Annotated in this window: 19 protein-coding genes; 1 reads left to right on the top strand and 18 read right to left on the bottom strand. The window is 61.4% G+C overall.

Annotation, left to right across the window (positions count from 1 at the left end):
- Window positions 1-78: 78 nt before the first annotated feature.
- From HU765_RS25635 to HU765_RS25550, 18 genes are all read right to left on the bottom strand, one after another.
- Complete coding sequence (locus HU765_RS25635; RefSeq protein WP_186548665.1) at window positions 79-714, bottom strand: NADH:ubiquinone oxidoreductase subunit N; 636 nt, start codon at window positions 712-714, stop codon at window positions 79-81.
- Between the two features lie 93 nt (window positions 715-807).
- Entirely contained in the window at window positions 808-2,250 is a 1,443-nt protein-coding gene (locus tag HU765_RS25630) for a TolC family protein (protein ID WP_186623820.1), read from the bottom strand.
- Complete coding sequence (locus HU765_RS25625; RefSeq protein ID WP_186548669.1) at window positions 2,247-3,134, bottom strand: HlyD family secretion protein; 888 nt, start codon at window positions 3,132-3,134, stop codon at window positions 2,247-2,249. The genes HU765_RS25630 and HU765_RS25625 overlap by 4 nt, the downstream gene beginning before the upstream one ends.
- Window positions 3,131-3,340, bottom strand: a complete 210-nt coding sequence (locus tag HU765_RS25620) for a DUF1656 domain-containing protein (RefSeq protein ID WP_186623818.1) — start codon at window positions 3,338-3,340, stop codon at window positions 3,131-3,133. The genes HU765_RS25625 and HU765_RS25620 overlap by 4 nt, the downstream gene beginning before the upstream one ends.
- The gene (locus HU765_RS25615) at window positions 3,337-5,400 is read right to left on the bottom strand and encodes an FUSC family protein (RefSeq protein WP_186623816.1); all 2,064 of its coding nucleotides are present in this window, start codon (window positions 5,398-5,400) and stop codon (window positions 3,337-3,339) included. The genes HU765_RS25620 and HU765_RS25615 overlap by 4 nt, the downstream gene beginning before the upstream one ends.
- The gene (locus HU765_RS25610; RefSeq protein WP_186548673.1) at window positions 5,397-5,825 is read right to left on the bottom strand and encodes a MarR family transcriptional regulator; all 429 of its coding nucleotides are present in this window, start codon (window positions 5,823-5,825) and stop codon (window positions 5,397-5,399) included. The genes HU765_RS25615 and HU765_RS25610 overlap by 4 nt, the downstream gene beginning before the upstream one ends.
- A gap of 403 nt (window positions 5,826-6,228) precedes the next feature.
- Complete coding sequence (locus HU765_RS25605) at window positions 6,229-6,474, bottom strand: type II toxin-antitoxin system Phd/YefM family antitoxin (RefSeq protein ID WP_186548675.1); 246 nt, start codon at window positions 6,472-6,474, stop codon at window positions 6,229-6,231.
- Between the two features lie 90 nt (window positions 6,475-6,564).
- Window positions 6,565-6,810 (bottom strand): DUF2789 domain-containing protein, encoded by a 246-nt coding sequence (locus HU765_RS25600; protein WP_186623814.1) that lies wholly within the window; start codon window positions 6,808-6,810, stop codon window positions 6,565-6,567.
- A gap of 76 nt (window positions 6,811-6,886) precedes the next feature.
- Window positions 6,887-8,455, bottom strand: coding sequence for an efflux transporter outer membrane subunit (locus HU765_RS25595; RefSeq protein ID WP_186623812.1), 1,569 nt, complete (start codon window positions 8,453-8,455; stop codon window positions 6,887-6,889).
- On the bottom strand, window positions 8,452-9,522 hold the full coding sequence (locus HU765_RS25590) for an HlyD family secretion protein (RefSeq protein ID WP_186623810.1): 1,071 nt from the start codon (window positions 9,520-9,522) through the stop codon (window positions 8,452-8,454). Before HU765_RS25590 ends, HU765_RS25595 begins: the two co-directional genes overlap by 4 nt.
- A gap of 26 nt (window positions 9,523-9,548) precedes the next feature.
- Entirely contained in the window at window positions 9,549-11,087 is a 1,539-nt protein-coding gene (locus HU765_RS25585; protein ID WP_186623808.1) for an MFS transporter, read from the bottom strand.
- Window positions 11,088-11,310: 223 nt separating this feature from the next.
- Window positions 11,311-12,228, bottom strand: coding sequence for a LysR family transcriptional regulator (locus HU765_RS25580; RefSeq protein ID WP_186548686.1), 918 nt, complete (start codon window positions 12,226-12,228; stop codon window positions 11,311-11,313).
- Window positions 12,229-12,429: 201 nt separating this feature from the next.
- Window positions 12,430-13,296 carry an ABC transporter permease gene (locus HU765_RS25575; protein ID WP_186623806.1) on the bottom strand — a complete coding sequence of 289 codons (867 nt, stop codon included), beginning with the start codon at window positions 13,294-13,296 and terminating at the stop codon, window positions 12,430-12,432.
- Between the two features lie 20 nt (window positions 13,297-13,316).
- Complete coding sequence (locus tag HU765_RS25570) at window positions 13,317-14,177, bottom strand: ABC transporter ATP-binding protein (RefSeq protein ID WP_186623804.1); 861 nt, start codon at window positions 14,175-14,177, stop codon at window positions 13,317-13,319.
- Window positions 14,178-14,198: 21 nt separating this feature from the next.
- Window positions 14,199-15,095, bottom strand: coding sequence for a TauD/TfdA family dioxygenase (locus HU765_RS25565; RefSeq protein ID WP_186623802.1), 897 nt, complete (start codon window positions 15,093-15,095; stop codon window positions 14,199-14,201).
- Window positions 15,096-15,446: 351 nt separating this feature from the next.
- Window positions 15,447-16,814 carry an HlyD family type I secretion periplasmic adaptor subunit gene (locus HU765_RS25560; RefSeq protein ID WP_186623800.1) on the bottom strand — a complete coding sequence of 456 codons (1,368 nt, stop codon included), beginning with the start codon at window positions 16,812-16,814 and terminating at the stop codon, window positions 15,447-15,449.
- Window positions 16,804-18,960 carry a type I secretion system permease/ATPase gene (locus HU765_RS25555; protein ID WP_186623798.1) on the bottom strand — a complete coding sequence of 719 codons (2,157 nt, stop codon included), beginning with the start codon at window positions 18,958-18,960 and terminating at the stop codon, window positions 16,804-16,806. Before HU765_RS25555 ends, HU765_RS25560 begins: the two co-directional genes overlap by 11 nt.
- Window positions 18,961-18,993: 33 nt before the next feature.
- Window positions 18,994-20,346 (bottom strand): TolC family outer membrane protein, encoded by a 1,353-nt coding sequence (locus HU765_RS25550; protein ID WP_186623796.1) that lies wholly within the window; start codon window positions 20,344-20,346, stop codon window positions 18,994-18,996.
- A 360-nt stretch (window positions 20,347-20,706) separates the two neighbouring features.
- Between HU765_RS25550 and HU765_RS25545 the strand changes: the two genes are divergently transcribed.
- On the top strand, window positions 20,707-22,277 hold a 1,571-nt coding region (locus tag HU765_RS25545; RefSeq protein ID WP_186623794.1), incomplete at its 3' end, for a retention module-containing protein.

Raw genomic sequence — 22,277 nt, 5'->3', positions numbered from 1 at the left:
GGCTCGCTCCCACAAGGGCAGCACCGTACCTGTGGGAGCGAGCCTGCTCGCGAAGGAGCCAGATCATTCAGCAGAGAATCAGGAATACTGAACCTCGATTTCATCGAGCTGATGATCAAAGCTCTTGAGCCGCGCCGTCCAGGTGTACACCAGCACTTCAAAATCGCGGTCGATCACCGCCCCGCCCGCCCCGTCAGCCCGCACATCGCAAAAATCCAGTTGATAGCGCTCGCGGGCCATGGCCGTGGCGACATCGGACAGTTCACGGGCATTGTTCAGCCAGTGCCAACCCTCGTCGGCAATCTGCTTGTCGAGTTCCAGGCACTGTTTTTTCAGCGCTTCGAGGCTTTTTTCCAGCGGGGTGCCGGTGAGTTCGCCCATGACTTCGGCGAAGGTGCGCCCCGGTTGCCAGTAGCTGCCCCAGAAATACCGGTCGAACACGGTTTCGACCCGGCGCAGGGCGACCTTGGTGTCCCAGATCAGCACCAGCATTTTGCCCTGCTCCAACTGGCGCTTCTTGACCCGCTGAACCTGGACCGATGCCCATGCCACCACCACGATTGCCATGACCGCGATCAGCGCCACGGCGCTGTCGAGAAAAATCATCGCCTTGTCGATCTGGTGGGCCAGCATGATGCCGTAGAAATAAGTGGCCGACAGCAGCACGAGCGCCGTCAGGACACACCAGAAGCCGAGCGCGTAAGGGTTCTTCATCGTTGGTTTCCCCTAGACCAGCACGAGCAATGAGCATGCAGGGAGCGCTTTGCACGGGGCGCCCCTTCAATACCTCAAAGCATAGCAACGGCCTCAGGGATTGCTGGCGTCAGAAGCGTGCGTTCGTCCGCTTTCCCAGCCACCGCCCAGGGCGAGGAACAAATCGATCTGGCTCATCGCGACCTGGGTGTTGGCCGCGGCCAGCTGCGCGGTGACATCGGTGTAGGTGCGCGTGGCTTGCAGGTCGGCAAGAAACGACTCGCGGCCGGCCTGGAAGAAGCGGTGGGTCTGCTCGGCGGCGAGCTTCGCCGACTGCTCAGCCTCGGCCAGCGCATCGCGACGTTGCAGCAGTGCGCTGTACTGGGCCAGACCGGTCTGGGTCTCGCGGATGGCGTTGAGCACCACGCCGTCAAAATGCGCCAGTGCGCCTTGAGTGTTGGCCTCGGCTTCACGAATACGCGCGCGGGCGCCGTTGGTCGGGACTTTCCAGCTCAGCGAAGGGCCGAAGCCCCAGCGGTTGGTCGAAGGATCGCCAAGATCATCAATGATGCCGACCGTGCCGATCGTCGCGCCAATGCTGATGTCCGGGTACAGCTCGCCGGTGGCGATACCGATGCCGGCGGTCGCCGCCGCAAGACGGCGTTCGGCCTGACGGATATCCGGGCGACGCTTGAGCAGCGCAGCGCCGTCACCGACGGGCACGAGCTGAGCGACTTTCGGCAGTTCGGCGCAGGTGGCCGTGCCCGCCGGCAATTGCTCGACCGGCTTGGCCAGCAACATCGACAGGCGGAACAGCCCGGCCTGACGCGCCGCTTCATAGCGTGGCAGATCGGCGCGCAGGGATTTGAATTGGGTCTGCGAACGGGTGACCTGGGTTTCATCGCCACGCCCGGCGTCACGCAAACGCTGGATCAACGTGGTGCTCTGCGATTGCAGGTCGAGAGAATGCTCGGCGATTTCCCGCTCTTCGTTGGCCGCGCAGACCTGGGTGTAAGCACGAACCACGTCCGCCACCAAAGTGATGCGCGCGGTATCGGCGGCGGCCTGGGTCGCATCGGCATTGGCTTTTGCCGCTTCGATGCCGCGCTGCAAAGTGCCCCACAGGTCGAACTGATACGAAGCGCTGATGCCGATATCGGCAATGTTGGCCACCGGGACTTTTTCCGGCAACAGGAACGCCTGACCGGATTCCTGCAAGCGCTGGGCGCCCATCTTCACCCCGCCGCTCCAGCCGCCAGCGGCCTCGGCTTCATCCACCTGAGCGCGTGCCCGCGACAGGTTGGCCGCGGCCACACGCAGGTCGGTGTTGGATGCCATGGCCTGCTGCACCAACTGATCAAGGCGCGGATCTTTATACAGGCGCCACCAGTCCGCCGGCACTGGCGCCGAAACCACCGGTTTGCCGGCGACCGCCAGTTCACCCTGAATATCCTTGCGCTGCACCGCCGCGTCGGCCGGCACCTGATAATCCGGACCGACCATCTGACACGCCGAGAGCATCACGCCCAAACCGGCGACCAAAAGCGCCCTGCTCATGGCCGGGGCTCCTGCGGTTGGTCATCGATGATCGACACGGTGGCGGTGCGTCCCGCAATCATGCGGAAATCTGCCGGCACATCATCGAACGCAATGCGCACCGGAATCCGCTGCGCCAGGCGCACCCAGCTGAACGCCGGGTTGACGTTGGGCAGCAGGTTGCTGCCGCTGGTGCGGTCGCGGTCCTCGATGCCGGCGACGATGCTCTCGACATGCCCGCGCAGTTTTGCCCGGTCGCCGATCACACGGATATCCACCGATTGCCCGACGTGAATACCGTCGAGTTTGGTCTCTTCGAAATAGCCGTCGATGTGGAATGAATTGCTGTCGACCACCGATAACACCGGACGTCCGGCGGTGACGAATTCCTGCGGACGCGGCGCGCGGTCGTTGACGTAACCGTCGACCGGGCTGCGGATCACCGAGCGATCGAGGTTGAGCTGTGCACTGTCCACCGCTACCAGCGCTTCGGCCAGCGCCGATTGCGCACGGGCCACGCGCGACTGGCTTTCTTCCAGTTGCTCCGCTGGCACCAGGTTGCCCAGCCCGCGGTTACGCTTGGCTTCACGCTGCGCCTGGGCGAGGGTTTCTTCGCGGTCGGCAACGGCGGCCCTGGCTTGACGCAACGCCAGTTTGAAGCGGTCCTGGTCGATGCTGAACAACACCTGACCACGCTTGATCAACTGGTTGTCCTTCACCTCGACCTGCTGGATCAACCCGGACACGTCCGGGGCAATCTGGATGACGTCGGCGCGAATATGGCCGTCGCGGGTCCACGGCGCGAACATGTAATACATCACCATGCGCCAGACAAGGACAACGGCAAACGTCACGATCAGCAAGGTCAGAACCACGCGACCGATGGTCAAAAACGGTTTTTTCATGTCATCAGGTATCGACTGAGTGAGTCCAAGCCGTACAGCAGCACGGCGTAGAGCGCCACGTTGAACAATGCCCGGTGCCAGACCAGACGGTAAAAGTGCAGACGCGTGAGCACGCCATGCACCAGCAGAAACAACACATAGGTGATGCCCATCAGCACCAGCAGGGTCGGCAGGAAGATGCCGCTGATATCCAGATCACCGATCATAGGGGCGCTCCATCGGGCAGCGGTTCTTCGGGCTCGGCGCTGGAGACGAATTCGACGCCGGGCAGCAAGGCCAGACGCAAACCGCTCAAGGCGTGCAACAGGTGCAGACGGGTTTCGTCATCGCCCTGGCCATTCAGCGCACGGCGGGTACGGTCCAGAGTCATCAGCAGACCGCTCGGCGCCGGCAGGCGTTCGCCAGATTTGAGGCAGGCGCGGAAATACTCGCCGACCTCGGCCACCACTTGCTGTAGCAACGCCTTCGGCACGCCAGTGACGCGCGGGGTGTAGGCGAGCAGGTCGAGCATATTCAGGCCGACGCGCACTTCGCGCATCGCAATGCCAGTGTCCTGGCCGGTCAGGGCCAGACGTGGCAGGTGCTGCATCAGCCGATCAAGCAACTGCACGCCGAGTTGCCGATGTTCGGCGAGATTGGCCGGCTCGGTCATGCTGACGATGTCCTTCCAGCTGAAACGGGTCAGGCGCTTGGCCGCCAGTTCAGCCCCGAACGGCCGCGCCACCAGCGTCCAGATAAAGGCGAACAACAGCCCCAGCGGCCCGGCGAGGTTGGAATTGGCGAAGGCAAAAAAGTCCGCGTCGTACGCCCCCTGAATGCTGATGAACGACGAGGTGTTAACCAGCGTCAGCAGCATGCCGAGGTAGAAACGCGGCTGCACCGTCAGCGTGCCGATGCAAATGAACGGCACGGAAAACGCCAGCACCAGCATCGGGAAATCGTGCAGGTTGGGCAGAATCAAAAACAGATAAAGGCTGGCGAACAGCACCGACATGCCGGTCCAGAAAAAGAACCGGTAAATCTGCGGTGCCGGGTCGTCCATCGAGGCGAAGAAACTGCACGCCACCGCCGCCAGAATCACCGCGCTGCCGCCATCCGGCCAGCCGAGCAGGATCCACAAAACCGAAGCGACGATGATTGCCAGAATGGTCGAGGTTGCCGAGTACAGCATCAGCCCGCGATCGATGAACGGCGTCAAACGGCCGAGGCGCCAGTGCCGATAAACCGCGCGCCAGCTGTCCTGGCGCTCGCACAGAATCGCATCCTGCAAGCTGCGGCAGTCCTGCCACAAGTCGATGAACTCACCGAGGCGGTAAATGGCGTTGGAGAACAGCAACTGTTTGCGGTCCTCCAGCGCCTCGGCGCTCGGTTGCAACGCGTCGAGTTGATCTCTCAGTGCTTGCCAGCGCGCGAGATCGGCATCCCCATGGCTCAACCATTCCCGGGTGGCGGCGAGCAATGGCTGGAACTTTTCCACCAGTTCCGGTGTGCGACGTTCGAGGGCGTACAGCGAATCCTCGAGCGCATCGATCACCGGCAACAGGTGAATCATCCGCCCGCGCAGCTCCTTGGTGTTGCGCACGGTTTGCGGCCGCGCGCCTTCGTGGGGCAACTGGCCGATCATCAGTTCGAGGCTGTTGAAATTGGCGACCATGGCCATGCGCAGCGCGGTAACTTCTTCCGGCTGCACATCGCGGCTGAGAAACTTCAGGCTGTAGCTCGTCGCATCGGCGAACCACTTGCTCACCGCATCGTTGAACACCGGCGCCAGGCGCCGCGGCCAGAACATCGCGCCGACCACGGCGGCAACAGCGATGCCAAGGAAAATCTCTTCGGTGCGCGCCTCGGCTACGTCCCACACTGCCAGCGGATTATCGACCACCGGCAGGGCAATCAGCGGCAACGTGTAACCGGCCAGCATCAGCGCGTAGCTGTTGGCGGTGCGCAGGTGCAGGGACATGAACAGCAGAATGCCGGTCCACAAGGCGATAACCACCACCAACACATACGGGCTCTGCACAAACATCGGCACGAACAGCACCGCTGCCGCAGCACCCAGAAAAGTACCCGCCGCGCGGTAGAGTGCTTTGGAGCTTGTCGGGCCGAGAAACGGGCTGGAAACGATGTACACCGTGGCCATCGCCCAATACGGACGCGGCATTTGCATGAGCAGGGCGATGTACAGCGCAATCATCGACGCTGCAAAAGTACGCACCCCGTAAAACCAGTCACGGGCCGGCGGCATGCCAGTGAAAAAACCGTTCAAGAATTGACCACCACAGGCGAACTCGCCGCCTCAAAAGCCCTGAGTACCCGAAGCGTAGCCTCCAGATCACTGCGCTCGATGCCTTCCAGCACTTCATGGCGCAAGCGCACCAGTTCGGCCTCCACCGCCTGCACCAGCTCGCGGCCGGTATCGGTCAGGCTCAGGCACTTGGCGCGACGATCCTGGGCATCTTCAGTGCGACGGACGTAACCAGCCTGGCACAGCTGATCAAGCAGACGCACCAGCGACGGACTCTCCATCCCAGCCGCCTGCGCCACCTGCACCTGACGCACGCCCTCGCCCAAGCGCCCGATCATCAACAATGGAACGGCGCAAGCTTCGGAAATTCCGTAATTGACCAGCGTGGTCTGGCAGATCTTCCGCCAATGCCGGGCGGCCACCACCATGGCGCTGCTGATGTTCATCTGGAGACTGTCGAGGGGATCGGACACGGGTAAACGGACACTGTTAGTTTGCTAACTATCAATATCGCATTGGAGGGGAATTTCAGTCAAGTTTTGAAACAAATTGCCGCGCTTGGCCGAATGAGGGACACGCTGTGGGAAGGTATTTGGATCGACAGACACGATCATCCCAATGCGTATGGGAGAAATACGTCAACCAGAGAGCGTCACGGAGGGAGGCGTACCCACGAGTCGGATTCGTAATTTTCCGTAGAAAAAATCTACTGCGAGGGATAAAACGAAGTTTTTTTTACAGTAAGCAGGTTTTTTTTACATCTGAGCCTTTTCCCGCAATTTTTTTTACACGCTGCACCTCATGCCAAACGATAGATCCCGTTTGTGCGCAGACGGCAGAAACTCAAGCTTATAAGTCATCCAGGCTTACCGAAATGGGCGTTTCGTGAAGGCGCGAACGAACAATGTCAGCCAGCTCAAGATCATCAAGCCGCTCCATCATTGCTTCGTAAACTTCGGCCGGCACCATATAGCCCATGACGCGATTGTGGTTGAGAACAGCGACGGCACCACCGTGCGCACCGTTGAACACAGCAGTAGGATTTTTCTTCAGTTCAGAAACACTGACAGCCATATCGGCGAGAACGCTTTGCATAATAAAGACCTTAAATTGGGGCGTGATTTTTGGTCTATTTATGCCACTTGGACAACCTTGGCGTCAGACGTGACTGCAAATTCGCAATGATCACCCCGCCCGCCCCTTACGCAACATTACATCCAACCGATCCACCACATCCGCCCAATCCGCGTCTTCCAAAATTTCGTCGCGCAAAAGCTGCGCCTGACTTTCCGACCAGAAAAACGCGTCAGCCAGATGCAATTCCGGCTTGAGCGGGGAATGGCTGGCGATGAACTGGTCGATGCTGATCGGGTCGTCAGCGAGGCCGAGCTGTTTGAACAGGGCCGGGAGGCTGTGCTGCGGATTTTCCATGATCAACTCCTCTGGAATCGAGCCCGGCGTTACGCCGTTTGCTGCAGAGGAGTTGATCATAGCTGTCGCTGCGGGTTCAGGGCTTGGCGACGTCCGGCGAGCCTGCGGCCAGTTGCGCTGCTGGATAGACCGACTGCCATCCGCCGCCCAGCGCCTTATACAACCCGACCATTGCCAGGGAAACGCCGGTTGAGCTTTCCACCCATTGTTCCTGCGTGGCGAGCAAGGCGCTCTGCACGGTGAGAACGTTGACGAAATCGACCACGCCTTCGACGTATTGCTGTTGCGCGGTGCGCAGGGCGATCTGGTTCTGGCGCACGGCTTCGGCAAGGCTGTCGCGACGGCGCTGACTGGCGTTGTAGGCGGTCAACTGGTCGTCGATTTCATGCCAGGCGCGCAGCACGGTTTGCTGGTAGGCGATGGCCGCTTCCTGTTGCTGGGCTTCACGCAGTTGCAGCATGCCGCGCAGGCGTCCGCCGTCGAACAACGGCAAGCTGAACTGCGGACCGATGGCAAAGGCGCGCGAGCCCCAGGAACCGAAGTCGCTGAGCTGCATCGCCTGCGAACCGAGGTTGCCGGACAGGGTGATGCGCGGATAAAAATCGCCCTTGGCTACGCCGATGCTGGCGGTGGCGGCGTGCAGGCGTGCTTCGGCCTGGCGGATATCCGGGCGCCGTTCGGCCAGTTGCGAAGGCAGGCCGATGGCGACTTGCAGCGGCGACTGCGGCACCGCCGCGTCTGTGGATAACTCCTTCGCCAAGGCCTGCGGTGGTTCACCCATCAACAGACTGATCGCGTTGATCAGTTGCGCCTGACGCTGCTCAAGTGCCGGCAGGCGTGCCTCAATGGCAGCGACCTGCGCGGCAGCTTCGGCGACGTCGAGATCGGTCGCCACGCCATCGGCCAGACGCAACTGCGAGAGTTTCAGGCTGTGCCGGGCAACGTCAAGGTTCTGCTCGGTGACGGCGCGAGTGTTCTGCACGCCACGCAGTTGGATGTAGTTTTGTGCGGTGTCGGCGAGCACCGTGAGCAACACACCGCGACGATCGTTTTCTGCCACTTCGAGATTGGCGTCGGCGGCTTCGGTTTCGCGGCGCACACGGCCCCAGAAGTCCAGCTCCCAGGCGGCCGAAAAGCCAGCGTCCCACAGGTTGAAAGCGGAATCGCCGTTATGCCCGGACGGATCGTTCAGGCCCTCGCCACTGTTGCGCTTGCGTGCGTAGCTACCGGTAGCGGCGCTGTTCGGATAACGCTCGGCGGTGATCACTTGGCGTGCAGCGCGGCTTTGTTGCAGGCGGCTGCTGGCCAGTTGCAGGTCGAGGTTGTTGCTCAGTGCGCGTTGGGTGAGCGCGGAAAGCTGCGGATCGTGGAACGTTTCCCACCAGTGTTCGTTCAGCGGTTCGCTGACGGCCTGGCTGGGGGCCGACCGGGCCGGTTTAGCCCAGTCGGCAGGTTGCGTGGCCTCGGGTTTCTGGAAGTCGGGGCCAACGGTGCAGGCGCTGAGGCTGATTGCAAGCAAGGCACTCAGGGTGAGTTGCTGCCACTGGCGTCTTCGCGAGCAGGCTCGCTCCCACAGGGGGAACGCATTGCAAAATGTGGGAGCGAGCCTGCTCGCGAAGGCATTGGCCGATTCACCACCAATCATCGCTGCGTCACCTCGCGCCCGGACGCCGCTGAACTCGCCGTATCAATGCTTGCCTCCACCGACATCCCTACCCGCAAGCGCTCGGCCAGTGGCTGCCCCGGTTCCAGCACGATTTTCACCGGGATGCGCTGCACCACCTTGGTGAAGTTACCGGTGGCGTTGTCCGGTTTCACCGCTGCGAAAGTCACCCCCGTTGCCGGCGCGACGCTCTCGACGCGGCCACTCAACGCTTCGCCACCCAAGCTGTCGACACGCACTTGCACGTCCTGCCCCGGCTGCACATCGGTTAATTGGGTTTCCTGAAAATTGGCAACCACATAGGCCTGCTGCAACGGCACCACCGCCAGCAGTTTGCTACCTGGCGTCACATAGGCACCGACACGCACCGCGCGCTCGCCGACCATGCCGTCCTGCGGTGCGGTGATGCGCGTATAGGACAGGTTGAAACTGGCGATTTCCAGCGCCGCCTGCGCGTGTTTCAGATTGCCTTCGGCGGCGTTGCGCTGGGCAGTAAGGATCTCTACCTGCTTGCGTTCGGCCGCCAGTTTCGCCGTTGCCGTGTCGAGGCGTGCCGAGGCCTGATCAATTCGCGTGCGTGCCTGCTGTGCGTTCTGCACCGTACCGGCGCCAACACCGGCGAGGTGGTTGTAGCGGTTCAGTTCCTGCTGAGCGAAGGCCATTTCTGCCTTGGCCGAGACCACCGAAGCCTGCGCCTGGGCGATCAGCGATGCCTGCCGTTCCAGGGTCGCGTTGGCGTTCTGCAACTGCGCCCGCGCCACCAGGGTTTGCGCATCCGCCGCTTCGGCTGCCGCACGCAAGTCACGGTCATCGATCAGCGCCAGCAACTGCCCGGCCTTCACTTGCTGGTTATCTTCGACCAGCACCTGCTTGATGAACCCGGCCACGCGCGGCACGACCAGCGTGTAGTCGGCCGAGACAAAAGCGTCATTGGTGGTTTGCTCGGTGCGTTTGCCGAACAGCCCGGGCATCGCCAGGTACACCAGCACGCCGACCGCCAGCGCGGCAGCCACGGCCACCGCGAGTTTTTGTTTGGATTGAGTCGTCATAAAAACCTTCTGTTTCAGTGCAGCAATCAGGTCGGCGCACGCGGCGGATAAATCCGCGTCGGCAGCCAGAAAATCAGCAGGATCAGCGTCACCGCGACGCCGGACATGCACACGTAGAGATCGGAAGAAGTCAGCACCACGGCCTGTTCGTGCAGGCGATGGGCAAGGCCCGGATCGCTGTGGTCGGCCAGCGGCGAGTTGCCGAGGCTGTCGACCAGCACCGTCGAATGGAAATGCAGGCGCGCGGTGGTCAGCGCTTCGATCACCCCGGTGGCGACCACCGCAGCGAGGCCTTTCACAGTGTTGAACCACGCCGACGCGAAGGGGCCATCCAGCGGCGTGATGCTGCCGGTCGACAACATCAGCAGCGGTAACACCGCCATCGGCTGGCCGAAAATCTGCAGCCATTGCAGAACGTAAAAATCGTCACGGATCCACGCCGACGTCAGGTGCGAACCGCCCAGACAGGACAGCGCCAGCATGCTCAACCCGATCCCGAGCACCCAGCGGCAATCGACCCAGCGCAAGTTACACAGCGCCGCCACCAGCGGCAGTGCAAGCAATTGCGGCAACGCAGCGATGAGCATGATCGGCGCGGTTTGCGCCGGGCGATAACCTTGCACCTGAGCCAGATAACTCGACGGAATCAGCACCACCGCCAGCAGCACGACCAGCACCCCGGCCAAGGTGATCAGCGCGAACGACAGATTGCGAATGCCGAGCATCTGCAATTTGAAAAACGGAATCGGCTGCGACCATTCATTGATCATGAAAGCCACCAGCAGCAGCGAACCGGCGCCGAGCAGTCCGCAGATCAGGTTCGATTCGAACCAGTCCAGCCGATTGCCTTGTAACAGGCCAATCACCAGCATGCAGATCGCTGGAAAGCCCAGCAGCAGGCCTTTCCAGTTGAACGACTTCAGCCGCTCCAGCCGCAGCGGATCCTGCGGCAAGCCGTAGGCGACGGCGGCCATAGCGATCAGGCACGGCACGATGATCTGCCAGAAGGTCCATTGCCAGCCGACGTATTCGGTCCACAGACCGGCCAGCGGCGTGCCGAGGCCAGGGCCGAACGTTGCGGTCAGTGCGTAGCCGGCCAGTCCGTACAGTTTGATGTTTGCGGGCAAAAAGCGCAGCGCGACGGTCATCAGCATCGGCGGCAACGCACCGCCGGCCAGACCTTGGAGGATGCGCATCAACAGCAGACTTTCGTAATTCGGGGCGAACGGACACAGGACGCCGAGCGCGGTAAACAGGCCGATTGCGCATAGGGTGAAGCGGCGCAGCGAAAAGGTCACCGAGCACCACGGCGCAAAGGCCATGGCCGCGACCGATGTGGCGGTGTAGCTCGCGACCAGCCAGGTGCCTTCGTCGTAGCCGATGTGTAGCGCGCCACGGATATCGGCCAGCGCGACTTTGGTGACCATCTCGTTGAGGCCCGAGACCAGCACGGCCAACAGCACGCCGACCAGACCGATGATGATCCGCGCCCCGAACACCGGGGGCGTGGTCGCCGTCGCCGGGCTGGCCGCGGCGAGGGGTGCCGTGACCGTCAGGGATGTCATGAATGAAAACTCCGGGGGGGTGAAATACCGGAGCATTTTAGTGGGGCTTAGTGCTGACGAAAATTGACTTATTGGCAGGTTATAAGTGCATCAGACACAACAGTTATCCCTGTAGGAGTGAGCCTGCTCGCGATAGCGGTGTGTCAGTTTGAAAATCCGTCGGCTGGTGTACCGCTATCGCGAGCAGGCTCACTCCTACAGGGGATTTGTGTGAAATTCGGGATCAGGGTTGTGCCGCCAGCCATGTCTCATCGCAGCAGGCCTTGAGCGTTTCGCGCAGCCAGCGGTGGGCGGGGTCCTTGTCGAAACGCGGGTGCCAGGCCTGGGTCAGCATCAGCATGGGCAGCGGAATCGGCAGGTCGAATGAACGCAGCTTCAGGCCCAGTCTCCGAACGCTGAGCAGCGCTTCCTTGGGCACCGGCAGGATCAGGTCGGAGTCCGGCAAGGCGAACATCGCCGCATGAAAACTCGGCGCAATCACTGCCACCCGCCGTTCCAGCCCCAAAGCATTCAATGCCGTGTCAATAGGCCCGCGGGCGATACCCCGGCGCGACATGCTGATATGCGAGAAACCGGCGTAGCGCTCAGCGGTGATCTCGCCGTCGAGCAACGGGTGATCTTCGCGCACAAGCCCGACGAAGTGAGTGGAGAACAGATTCTGGATTTTCACTTCCGGCGTGACGGGCCGGGTATTGCTCACGCTCAGATCGATCCGTCCTTCGCGCAGTGCCTCGTCATCGCCATCGCCTTCGGGGACGAAGCGCAGCTCGCAGTGCGGTGCCAGTTGATCAAGGGTGTCGAACAACTTGCCGCCGTAGACACCGATGAAAAAGTCGTTGGCGCGAATGCTGAAACGCCGCCGCAAAGTGCCCAACTCCACGCTGTCGGCCGAACGGAACAGCAGCGCCGCCTGCTCGACCACGTCGCGCACTTGTTCGCGCAATTCCAAAGCTTTGGGAGTCGGCACCAGACCGCGTCCGGCACGTACCAGGATCGGATCGCCGATGGCTTCGCGGATGCGCGTCAGCGTGCGGCTCATCGCCGCCGGGCTGAGGTTCATTCGCCGCGCCGCACCGACCACACTGCCCTCGTCGAGCAAGGCATCGAGGGCGACCAGCAGGTTCATGTCCGGGAGTTGCATGCTGAGCACTCATGGCTGATCTGGATTGATCCGGGCGCAATGCTAGCAAACATCCTTCAAGAGTGGCGGTGCCGAAGCGGACGCCATCGCTGGCAAGCCAGCTCCCACATTGGTTGAGAGAGCTCATAGAATTTTTGACCTGCCGAAAAACCTGTGGGAGCTGGCTTGCCAGCGATCCGGCCGGCCCAGCCAACGAATATCTCAGCGCTGCATACCCCACCGCTTAACAGTCACTCGCTCCAACGTATCAAACACCAGATTCTCCACCAGCAAACCAATCAGAATCACCACCGCCAACCCGGCAAACACCTTGTCGGTGTACAGCTCATTGCGATTCTGGAAGATGTACCAGCCCAACCCGCCCTTGCCGCTGGTCGCACCAAACACCAATTCGGCAGCGATCAACGTGCGCCAGGCAAACGCCCAGCCAATCTTCAGCCCCGCGAGAATCGATGGCAGCGCCGCCGGGATCAGGACGAACAACACCAGCCGCAGCCCCTTGAGTCCGTAGTTGCGCCCGGCCATGCGCAGGGTTTCGGAGACGCCGAGAAAACCGGCATAAGTATTGAGCGCCAGCGCCCACAACACCGAATGCACCAGCACGAAAATCAGGCTGTTCTGCCCCAGGCCAAACCACAGCAGGGCCAGCGGCAACAGGGCAATCGCTGGCAACGGATTGAACATCGAGGTCATCGTGCTCAACAGATCGCGTCCCAACTGCGTCGACACTGCCAGGGTGGTCAAGGCAAACGCCAGAACAATGCCGATCAAGTACCCCTTGATCAGCACCACCAGGGATATCCACACCTTGGCCAACAGCTCGCCACTGAGCAGGCCGTCGAACAAGGCGTGGGCGGTTTGCAGAAAGCTCGGCAGCATCAGATCGTTGTTCTGAATCCGAGCGACCACCTCCCAGACGATCGCCAACACGGTCAGGATCAGGCTTTTGCGCAGCCAGCCCTGTTGCCACAACCGCGTGCCGAGCGGTAATTCGCGCTCGACCGGCACTGCGGTCAGCGGCTCGAGCACGGTTTCGAATTCTTCACGCACGGATGATGAATGGCTCATCAGGTAATCCTCCTGGCCGCTCAATAGGCGATGCGAATATCGCTGAAGTCGTGGTCACGCTCGGTCTCTGGCGACTGACCTTCATCAAACAGCAGACGATGAATGCGCCGCGCCGACTCCTGAAACGCCACGCCGCCGAGGCTGTGCAGATCGTATTGATGGCTGTGCACTTCGGCGCGCACCCGGCCCGGATGCGGCGACAGCAGAAGAATGCGATTGCCCACCACCAGCGCTTCTTCAATCGAATGGGTGACGAACAGCAACGTGAAACGCACTTCCTCCCAGAGCAGTAGCAACTCCTCCTGCATCTTGCGTCGCGTCAGCGCGTCGAGGGCGGCGAAGGGTTCGTCCATCAACAGAATTTTCGGCTGCATCGCCAGCGCCCGAGCGATCGCCACCCGCGCTTTCATGCCGCCGGACAAGGTGTGCGGGTAGGCGTCGGCGAACGCCGCCAGGCCGACCTTTTCCAGATAGTGCAGCGCACGGTGTTCCGCGTCTTTTTTGTTCAAGGTGCGCGAGGCGAGCAGCGGAAACATCACGTTCTGCTTCACGGTTTTCCACGGCGGCAATTGGTCGAATTCCTGGAACACCACAATTCGGTCCGGCCCCGGCGCATCGACGCGCTGGCCTTGCAGGCGGATTTCGCCTTCGCAGGGCTGGATGAACCCGGCGACCGCTTTGAGCAACGTGGACTTGCCGCAACCGGACGGGCCGAGCAGCACATAGCGGTCGGCCGGATCGATTTCAAAACTGACCTGGTGGGTGGCGCGCACCACGCGTTGCGGCGTGCGGTATTCGAGGCTGACGCGATCGACCGCCAGCAACGCGTCGCTGCGGGCAATCGGGTTGCTGGCCGCGTGGCCTGGCAAGGGAGCATTCATGGTTCAGCGGTCTCCGGCAAATCAGAAAGGCGCATCGCCCTGAATGGTCGTGCGATACAGCTTGCGGCGCAGGTGCGCCGGGCAACCGGCGGCCAGGTGGATCAGCGAACGGTTGTCCCAGAACACCAGATCATGCGGCTGCCACTGATGGCGGTAGATGTTTTGCGGCAACACGCTGTGGGCGTACAGCTCGGCCAGCAATTGACGGCTCTCGTCGTCCGGCAGGCCGACGATGCGCGTGGTGAAGCCTTCGCTGACGAACAAGGCCTTGCGGCCGTTTTCCGGATGGGTGCGCACCACCGGGTGCACGACTTCGGCGACTTGCGCCAGTTGCTCCGGGGTCAGGGTCGGCCGCCAGTTACCTTCGAATTTGGTTTCGCTGTAGCGCGCGGTATAGGAATGCGCGGCGAAGCGTCCTTCGACCGCGTTACGCAACGCAGCTGGCAGCTCATCCCAGGCTTTGTGCATGTCGGCAAACAGCGTGTCGCCGCCCTCGGCGGGCAGCTCCTGCGCGTGCAGCATCGAGCCAAGGCTCGGCAGTTCTTTGTAAGAAAGATCGGAATGCCAGAACTTGCCGGCGTCACCGAGACCAACGTTCTGGCCGTTTTCGATGATATTGGAAACGATGAGGATTTCCGGGTGATCCGCCAGCAGGAATTGCTTGAGCACGTGGATCTGCAACACACCGAAGCGGCGGCTGAAGTCGATTTGCTGTTGTGGGGTGATCTGCTGATTGCGGAAAACCACGACATGGTGATCCAGGTGCGCGCGGTGAATGCGCGCAAAATCCTCATCGTTGACTGGCCGGCTCAGGTCCAGACCAACAATTTCGGCGCCGACGGCACCGCTGAACGGACGAATTTCAAAGCTTTGTGGCGCGGCGGTCACGGCGCTCGGGGTGGCAGTAGCTGCGGACATCAATCATCTCCCACGCACGGCGCGCTCACGGGCGCGCACGTCGATCAGACACTCACGCTCGATTGCGTGTCGGTTCAGGTCGTGCGGCGCGCCGATTGGTCGGCAGGTGCGCAGGTGGGTGACTTTATCGCTATAAGAATGGGAAATTAAATACCGTTAATGAATAACGATATGGCGAATGGTGAGGAGGTGGACTGACGATTTGTGTCACTTACCGACAGATATGTAGCGCCTCAGAGCATGCTATCGCGAGCAGGCTCACTCCTACAGTGATCGCATTCCATCTGAAGGAATGCAATCCAATGTAGGAGTGAGCCTGCTCGCGATGGGGCCAGCAAGGTCGCTGAAGGATCAACGCTCGTGCAACGCCTCTGCCCGAGCCCGGATAATCGGCTTGAGCAGATAACTCAACACCGATTTCTTGCCGGTAATGATGTCCACCGAAGCGACCATCCCCGGAATGATCAGCAAGGGCTTCTCATCCGTGCCCAAATGGCTGCGCTCAGTGCGCACCTTGATCACGTAGTAAGTGGTTTTCTTGTCTTCGTCAGTGATGGTGTCGGCGCCGATTTGCTCCAGCTGTGCCTTCAGCCCGCCATAGATGGTGTAGTCATACGCGGTGAATTTGACGATCGCTTCCTGCCCCGGATGCAGGAAGGCGATGTCCTGCGGGCGGATCTTGGCTTCGACCAGCAGGGTGTCGTCCAGCGGCACGATTTCGACCATGTCACTGCCCGGCTGGATCACGCCGCCAATGGTGTTGACCAACAATTTATTGACGATGCCGCGCACCGGCGAGGTGACCAGCGTACGGCTGACGCGGTCTTCCAGGGCTTTGCCGGTGGCTTGAGCCTTATTCAGATCGGTGCGCGCTTCGTTGAGCTGGGTCAGCGCTTCGCTACGGAATTTGCCCCGGGTCTCGTCGATTTTGCGCTGCACTTCCTTGATCGCCGATTCGGCGCGCGGAATCGCCAGGGTTGTGGCATCGAGCTGACCCCGGGTTTCCACTTCGGCACGCTTGAGGCGCAACACTTCCACCGGAGACACCGCGCCCTGCGCCACCAGCGGCTCGGACATGTTGATTTCCTGGCGCTGCAAGCCGAGCTGCTGACGGTACTGCGCCTGCTTGGAGCTGAACTCACGCAGCTCTTGCTGACGCTGGATCAACTGCTCCTGCAGGCCGCCGATCTCGTCATGCAATTGCTGGCGACGGCTGATGTACAGGGACTCTTCGCTTTTCGCTTGACCCGGCACGGCCTTGAGCACGTCTTCGGGGAAGTTCAGTGGGCGGTCGTCGACTTCGGCGCTCAGACGCTCGACCCGCAACAGCATCGACAGGCGATCGGCCTCGGTTTCGCCAACATTGGAGGCAAAACGCGTGTCGTCGAGGCGAATCAGCGGCGCGCCGGCCTCGACGATCTGGCCTTCCTTGACGAACAGCTCGGAGACGATCCCGCCTTCAAGGTTCTGGATTTTCTGAATCTTCGACGACGGAACCGCCTTGCCGTCGCCCTTGGTCACTTCATCGATCACGGCGAAGTTGGCCCAAAGCATGAGGAACACAAAGAAGCCGATGATCGCCCAGATGGTCAGGCGCACAACGCGCGGGGCGTCTTCGATCAGCGCCTTGTTGACCTCCGGCAGCGGCTGGCCCTGCAGCGAGGCAGAACCCTTGAAGTAACGACGGATCGACTCCTTGACACCGGACTTAAGCAACACTGATCTGCCCCTTCTTCAACGCTTCCATCACCGCGGCTTTCGGGCCGTCGGCGAGAATCTGCCCGCGGTCGATCACCAGCAGACGATCGACCAGCGACAACAGCGAAGCCCGATGCGTGACCAGCACCACGGTCTTGTTTTCGATCACCGCCGCGAGGCGTTGCTTGAGGCGTTCTTCGCCGGTGTTGTCCATTGCACTGGTCGGCTCGTCCATCAGCAGAATCGGTGGATTGAGCAGCAGCGCCCGCGCAAGCGCAACGTTCTGCCGTTGGCCGCCGGAGAGGTTCTGCCCACGCTCGCCAACTTGCAGCTCGTAACCTTGCGGGTGCAGGCGGGCGAATTCGTGGACGCCGGCCAGCTCGGCAGCTTGCAGGACTAATTCGTCTTCTACATAACGTGCGCCGGAAACCAGGTTGTCACGCAACGTGCCGGACAGCAGTTGAATGTCCTGTGGCACGTAGCCGATGTTGTAGCGCAGTTCGCTGACGTCGATCTGACGGATGTCCACGCCATCGACCAGCAACGCGCCGTCGTCCGGCTGATACAGGCCGACCAGCAGTTTGGCCAGAGAGCTTTTGCCCGAGCCGCTGCGGCCGATGATGCCGATTTTCTCGCCGGGACGGATCACCAGGTTGATGTTTTTCAGCGCCGGGTTCTGCTGGTCCGGATAGGTGAAATTGAGCTGGCGGCACTCGATCGCGCCTTGCAGCACCTTGCGGCTCAACGGGCGCTCCTCGAAATTGCGCTCCTGTGGCAGCTCCATCATCTGGTCGACCGAGGTCATGGTCACCCGTGCCTGTTGATAGCGAGTGAGCAGACCGGACAGCGAGGCCAGCGGGCTCAGGGCGCGGCCACTGAGCATGTAGCAGGCGATCAGCCCGCCCATGCTCAGGTTGCCGGCGATGATCTGGTACACGCCGAAGACAATCATGATTACCCCGGCCAGTTGCTGGATCAGCAGGGTGATGTTCATCGCCAGGCCGGAAAGCATTTTCACCCGCAGCTCGAGACGGCTGAGGGTGCCGATGGTCTGCTCCCACTGATACTGGCGCTCGCTTTCGGCGTTGTTGACCTTGACCGCGTCGAGGCCGGCGAGGGTTTCGATCAGGCTTGACTGGCGCTCGGCACCGAGGGCCATGGTGCGTTCCATGGTTGCCACCAGCGGCTTCTGCAAGGCGTAGCCGATCAGCAGCGCAATCGGGAACGCCAGCACCGGAATCCACACCAGATGCCCGCCGAGAATTGCGATGACGATGAAAATCAGAAGGGTGAACGGCAGGTCGATCAGGCTGGTCAGGGTCAGCGAGGCGAGGAAGTCGCGCAGGCTCTGAAACTCATGAATGTTCTGCGCAAAACTGCCGACCCGCGCCGGGCGGTACTTCATCGCCATGCCGACGATGCGCTCGAACAGCGTGGCGGAGATGATCAGGTCGGTTTTCTTGCCCGCCAGATCCAGACACAAGCTGCGCAGGCTCTTGAGGATCAGGTCGAAGATGTAGGCGCCAGTGATGCCCAGCGCCAATACCCACAGGGTCGCCTCAGCCTGGTTCGGCACCACGCGGTCATAGACGTTCATCACGAACAGCGGCGCGGCCATGGCGATGATGTTGATCAGGAAACTGGCGGCGATCGCATCGGCGTACAGCCAGCGCGAACGCTTGAGGGTGTCGCGAAACCACGAACGTGCACGCGGAATCAGCGTGCCGTGGTTGACGTCGAATTTATGCTGCGGCTGGGCGAAGAACACTTTGCCGATGTAATCGTCAGTCAGCAGTTCGCGGCTGACCACCGATTCGCCGCCATCGCTTTCACTGAGCAGCACCCGCGCTTCGTTTTCGCCCTGCCAGCCGAGCAGGACGGCGCTACGGCCATCCTTGAGCAGCAATAGCGCGGGCATGGCAATCGCCGGAATTTCTTCGAGCTTGCGCTGCAACACCCGACCTTGCAGGCCGGCACGAGCCGCCGCACGCGGCAGCAACTCGACGCTCAGGCGCTGTTTGGGCAGCGGCAGGCCGGTGGTCAGCATCGCCGCGCTGGCGGGTTTCTGGTGGAGCATGCAAAGGGCGAGCAGACCGTCCAGTAACGGATCGTCGTGCAACGCGCGCGGATCATGACTGAGATGAACTCGACTGACTTCTGATTCCACGCTCGACACTCTTTGACAGTTGAAAGGGATAACTCAATTCATCCCAGGCAGCTGGACCTTGGGCTTCACGTCGTTCTGCACAACGGATGCCAACGGCGCGACCACTCCCTGGCTTCTGAGCAACTCGCCCATGGTCGCCTTGATTCGGTACTGAGTAAATAACTGAATGTTCTTGATTTCCGCCAGACGCCGCGAGGCGGTGAACAGCTCGTTTTCGCTGTCGAGCAAGTCGAGCAGGGTTCGCTCACCGAGGCTGAATTGACGCTGGTACGCGGTGCGCACCGAGGTGCTGTGATCGACGTATTGCTGAGCGATCGGCACTTGCGCGTTGGCGTTGTTCAAGGCGTTCCAGGCCAGGCCTAGCTCTTCGTTCAACTGCCGCAGGGCGTTGTTGCGGATGTCCAGCGCCTGGTTGGCCAGGTACGACTTGGATTCCAGGTCGGCCTTGTTGCTGCCGCCCGAATAGAGGTTGAAGCGCATGCGCAGCATGGCCTGCCATTCGTTGTTGTGGCCGTTCTGGCCGTCGAGATCGTTGTCGGCGGTGCGCCCCAGTTCGGCATCGAAACGTGGGTAGAAGGTCGACTTGGCGGTGGCGTACTGTTTTTCGGCCGCGGCGATATCCGACTCTGCCGAACGCAGGATCGGGCTGTTTTCCAGCATCTGCGCGCGGGCTTCGTTGAGGTTGGCCGGCATCATCGCCATGAACGGCGCCGGGCGTTCCAACTGATCGGGCATCTGGCCGACGGCGCTGAGGAAGTTGGTTTCGGCGTCGGCGAGGTTGGTCTGCTCGGTGATCAGGTTGTTGCGGGCCTGGGCCATCCGCGCTTCAGCCTGGTCGAGGTCGGCACCGCTGCCGACGCCGCGCTGGGTGCGCAACTGGATCTGATCGTAGATGCGCTGGTGACTTTTGAGGTTTTCCTCCGCCAGTCGGACGAATTCGCGGCGGGTCAGCACGTCCAGATACACCTGGGCGACGGTCAGTGCGGTGCGCTCGGAGGTGCCGAGCAAGGAATAGGCACGGGAGCTGACGTTGGCTTGTTGACGCGCAACCTCGTTGGACGTCGCAAAACCGTCAAAAACCATTTGCGAGAGACGTAAACTTGACTCGCTGCGGTTCAACGTCTCCCAGTGATTGCCGCCACCGTTGGCCCGAGTGGTCACGCTGTCGGTGCCCTCACGGCCATAACCGCCCAGCAGATCGACCTTGGGCAGGTATCCCCCCTTCGCCGCCTTTAACTGATAATCCGCCGCCAATCGACTGTTGACCCCCGCCTGAACCTCCGGATGGACATCCAAAGCCTGTTGCATGGCTTCTGGTAAGGATTGTGCTTGTACAAAAGAGGCGGCGAGAGCGAAGGGAGCGGCGAGGAGCAAAAGCGAACGCATGGTTGGAATTTCCCGGAACTTCTTGTCTTGAATCACAGCAGAACGTGGCGCTGCGTCGGATGATGGCAACCCGGAATGACCGTATGTCGGAAAGTTCAAAACAGGAACTGGATCACACGCTGAAGGACAGGTCGCCGCGGAAATATCAATGTGACATTACTGGGACGATTGTTTAGGATGGCTCCCAGAAGGTCAATAGTTTGGCATAAAGTAAATATCGAAAAACTATAGCCAAAATATTGACGAAACAAAGCGTCAACTTGTTATCGAATTTTTTAAAAGTACGTCCAGACTGAAGTGGCGCGATGGCCCGTCAGGTCCATGGAAGTCAACTGAATGTGGCACCCCGGAGAGTCTTCAATGAGCAGTGTTGTTGCCGTCGTCAAAAGCATTGTCGGTCAGGTTTTCGTGGTGTCCCCAGAGGGCGTGCGTCGGGTACTCGTTGAAGGCGATCGCCTGTATGTCGGCGACCAGATCGATACCGGTCTGTCCGGCGCCGTGTCGCTGGAACTGGCCGATGGCCGCACTCTGGATCTGGGTCGAGACACCCAGTGGAGCGCCAACGCACCCGACTCCAGCACCGACCTGGCCGAAGCCACCGCGCAGGCAGCGCCGTCGGTAGCAGAACTGCAGCAAGCCATCGCCGCCGGTGTCGACCCGACCACCGCCCTTGAGTCCACCGCCGCCGGCCCGAGCGCCGCAGGCACAGGTGGCGCGGCGGGCGGCGGTCACAGCTTCGTGATGCTCGACGCCACCGCTGGCCGTGTCGATCCGACCATTGGCTTCCCGACAGCGGGGATCAACGCTGCCGGGCAGGTCGCGCAGAACACCACGGGCGGCCAGACCACCGACACCACCGCCAATGCACTGCGTGACTCGACCCTGAGCCTCAGCGCCACGCCGACCATCACCGAAGCCGGCGGCGTGCTGGTGTACACCGCAACCCTGACCCAGGCGCCGCTCACCGACCTGACCATCACCTTGTCCAACGGCGCAGTGATCGTCATCCCGGCTGGCTCGACCACCGGCACCGTCAACGTGCCGCTGGCGCCGAACGACACGGTGTACAACGACCCGACCCAGATCGACGTGACCGTCACCGGCACCACCGGCGGCAACGGCATCACGGTGACCCCGCCGACCACTCCGGCGACGACGCAAGTCACCGACACCGTCGACACCACCACCGTCACCCTGACGACAGCCCCGAGCGTCACGGAAGGTGGGCAGATCACCTACACCGCGACCCTGACCGATCCGGCGCAGACACCGGTAACCGTCACTCTATCGAACGGCTCGACCATCACCATCGCTGCCGGCCAGACGACTGGCACCGTCAATGTGCCAACTGCCGCCAACGACGTGTACAACAATGGCAGCACCGTCAGCACCACCATCACTGGCGCTACCGGCGGCAATTTCGAAAATCTGGTGCCGAACCCGACGCCTGCGGTCACCACGATCACTGATTCGGTCGATAACACCGGCCTTACTTTGACCGCGACCAACAACATCGTTGAAGGCGGCCAGATCACTTACACCGCGACGCTGACCAACCCGGCGCAAACTCCGGTTACCGTCACTCTGTCCAACGGCTCGACCATCACCATCGCTGCTGGCGAAACCACTGGCACCGTCAACGTGCCGACAGCCGCCAATGACGTGTACAACAATGGCAGCACCGTCAGCACCACCATCACTGGCGCTACAGGCGGCAATTTCGAAAATCTGGTGCCAAGCAACACGCCTGCGGTCACCACGATTACCGATTCGGTGGACAACACCGGCCTGACTTTGACGGCAACCAACAACATCGTTGAAGGCGGCCAGATCACTTACACCGCGACGCTGACTAACCCGGCGCAAACTCCGGTAACCGTCACCCTGTCGAATGGCTCGACCATCACCATTGCCGCTGGCGAAACCACCGG

Source organism: Pseudomonas sp. SWRI81 (assembly GCF_014268545.1).
GTDB classification, from domain to species: Bacteria; Pseudomonadota; Gammaproteobacteria; order Pseudomonadales; family Pseudomonadaceae; genus Aquipseudomonas; species Aquipseudomonas hamedanensis.
This window is presented reverse-complemented; position numbering and strand designations above follow the sequence as displayed.

Coding starts and splice junctions, on each gene's coding strand:
- HU765_RS25635 (WP_186548665.1), bottom strand. CDS start 714: ATGAAGAACCCTTACGCGCTCGGCTTCTGGTGTGTCCTGACGGCGCTC.
- HU765_RS25630 (WP_186623820.1), bottom strand. CDS start 2,250: ATGAGCAGGGCGCTTTTGGTCGCCGGTTTGGGCGTGATGCTCTCGGCG.
- HU765_RS25625 (WP_186548669.1), bottom strand. CDS start 3,134: ATGAAAAAACCGTTTTTGACCATCGGTCGCGTGGTTCTGACCTTGCTG.
- HU765_RS25620 (WP_186623818.1), bottom strand. CDS start 3,340: ATGATCGGTGATCTGGATATCAGCGGCATCTTCCTGCCGACCCTGCTG.
- HU765_RS25610 (WP_186548673.1), bottom strand. CDS start 5,825: ATGAACATCAGCAGCGCCATGGTGGTGGCCGCCCGGCATTGGCGGAAG.
- HU765_RS25605 (WP_186548675.1), bottom strand. CDS start 6,474: ATGCAAAGCGTTCTCGCCGATATGGCTGTCAGTGTTTCTGAACTGAAG.
- HU765_RS25600 (WP_186623814.1), bottom strand. CDS start 6,810: ATGGAAAATCCGCAGCACAGCCTCCCGGCCCTGTTCAAACAGCTCGGC.
- HU765_RS25595 (WP_186623812.1), bottom strand. CDS start 8,455: ATGATTGGTGGTGAATCGGCCAATGCCTTCGCGAGCAGGCTCGCTCCC.
- HU765_RS25590 (WP_186623810.1), bottom strand. CDS start 9,522: ATGACGACTCAATCCAAACAAAAACTCGCGGTGGCCGTGGCTGCCGCG.
- HU765_RS25585 (WP_186623808.1), bottom strand. CDS start 11,087: ATGACATCCCTGACGGTCACGGCACCCCTCGCCGCGGCCAGCCCGGCG.
- HU765_RS25580 (WP_186548686.1), bottom strand. CDS start 12,228: ATGCAACTCCCGGACATGAACCTGCTGGTCGCCCTCGATGCCTTGCTC.
- HU765_RS25575 (WP_186623806.1), bottom strand. CDS start 13,296: ATGAGCCATTCATCATCCGTGCGTGAAGAATTCGAAACCGTGCTCGAG.
- HU765_RS25570 (WP_186623804.1), bottom strand. CDS start 14,177: ATGAATGCTCCCTTGCCAGGCCACGCGGCCAGCAACCCGATTGCCCGC.
- HU765_RS25565 (WP_186623802.1), bottom strand. CDS start 15,095: ATGTCCGCAGCTACTGCCACCCCGAGCGCCGTGACCGCCGCGCCACAA.
- HU765_RS25550 (WP_186623796.1), bottom strand. CDS start 20,346: ATGCGTTCGCTTTTGCTCCTCGCCGCTCCCTTCGCTCTCGCCGCCTCT.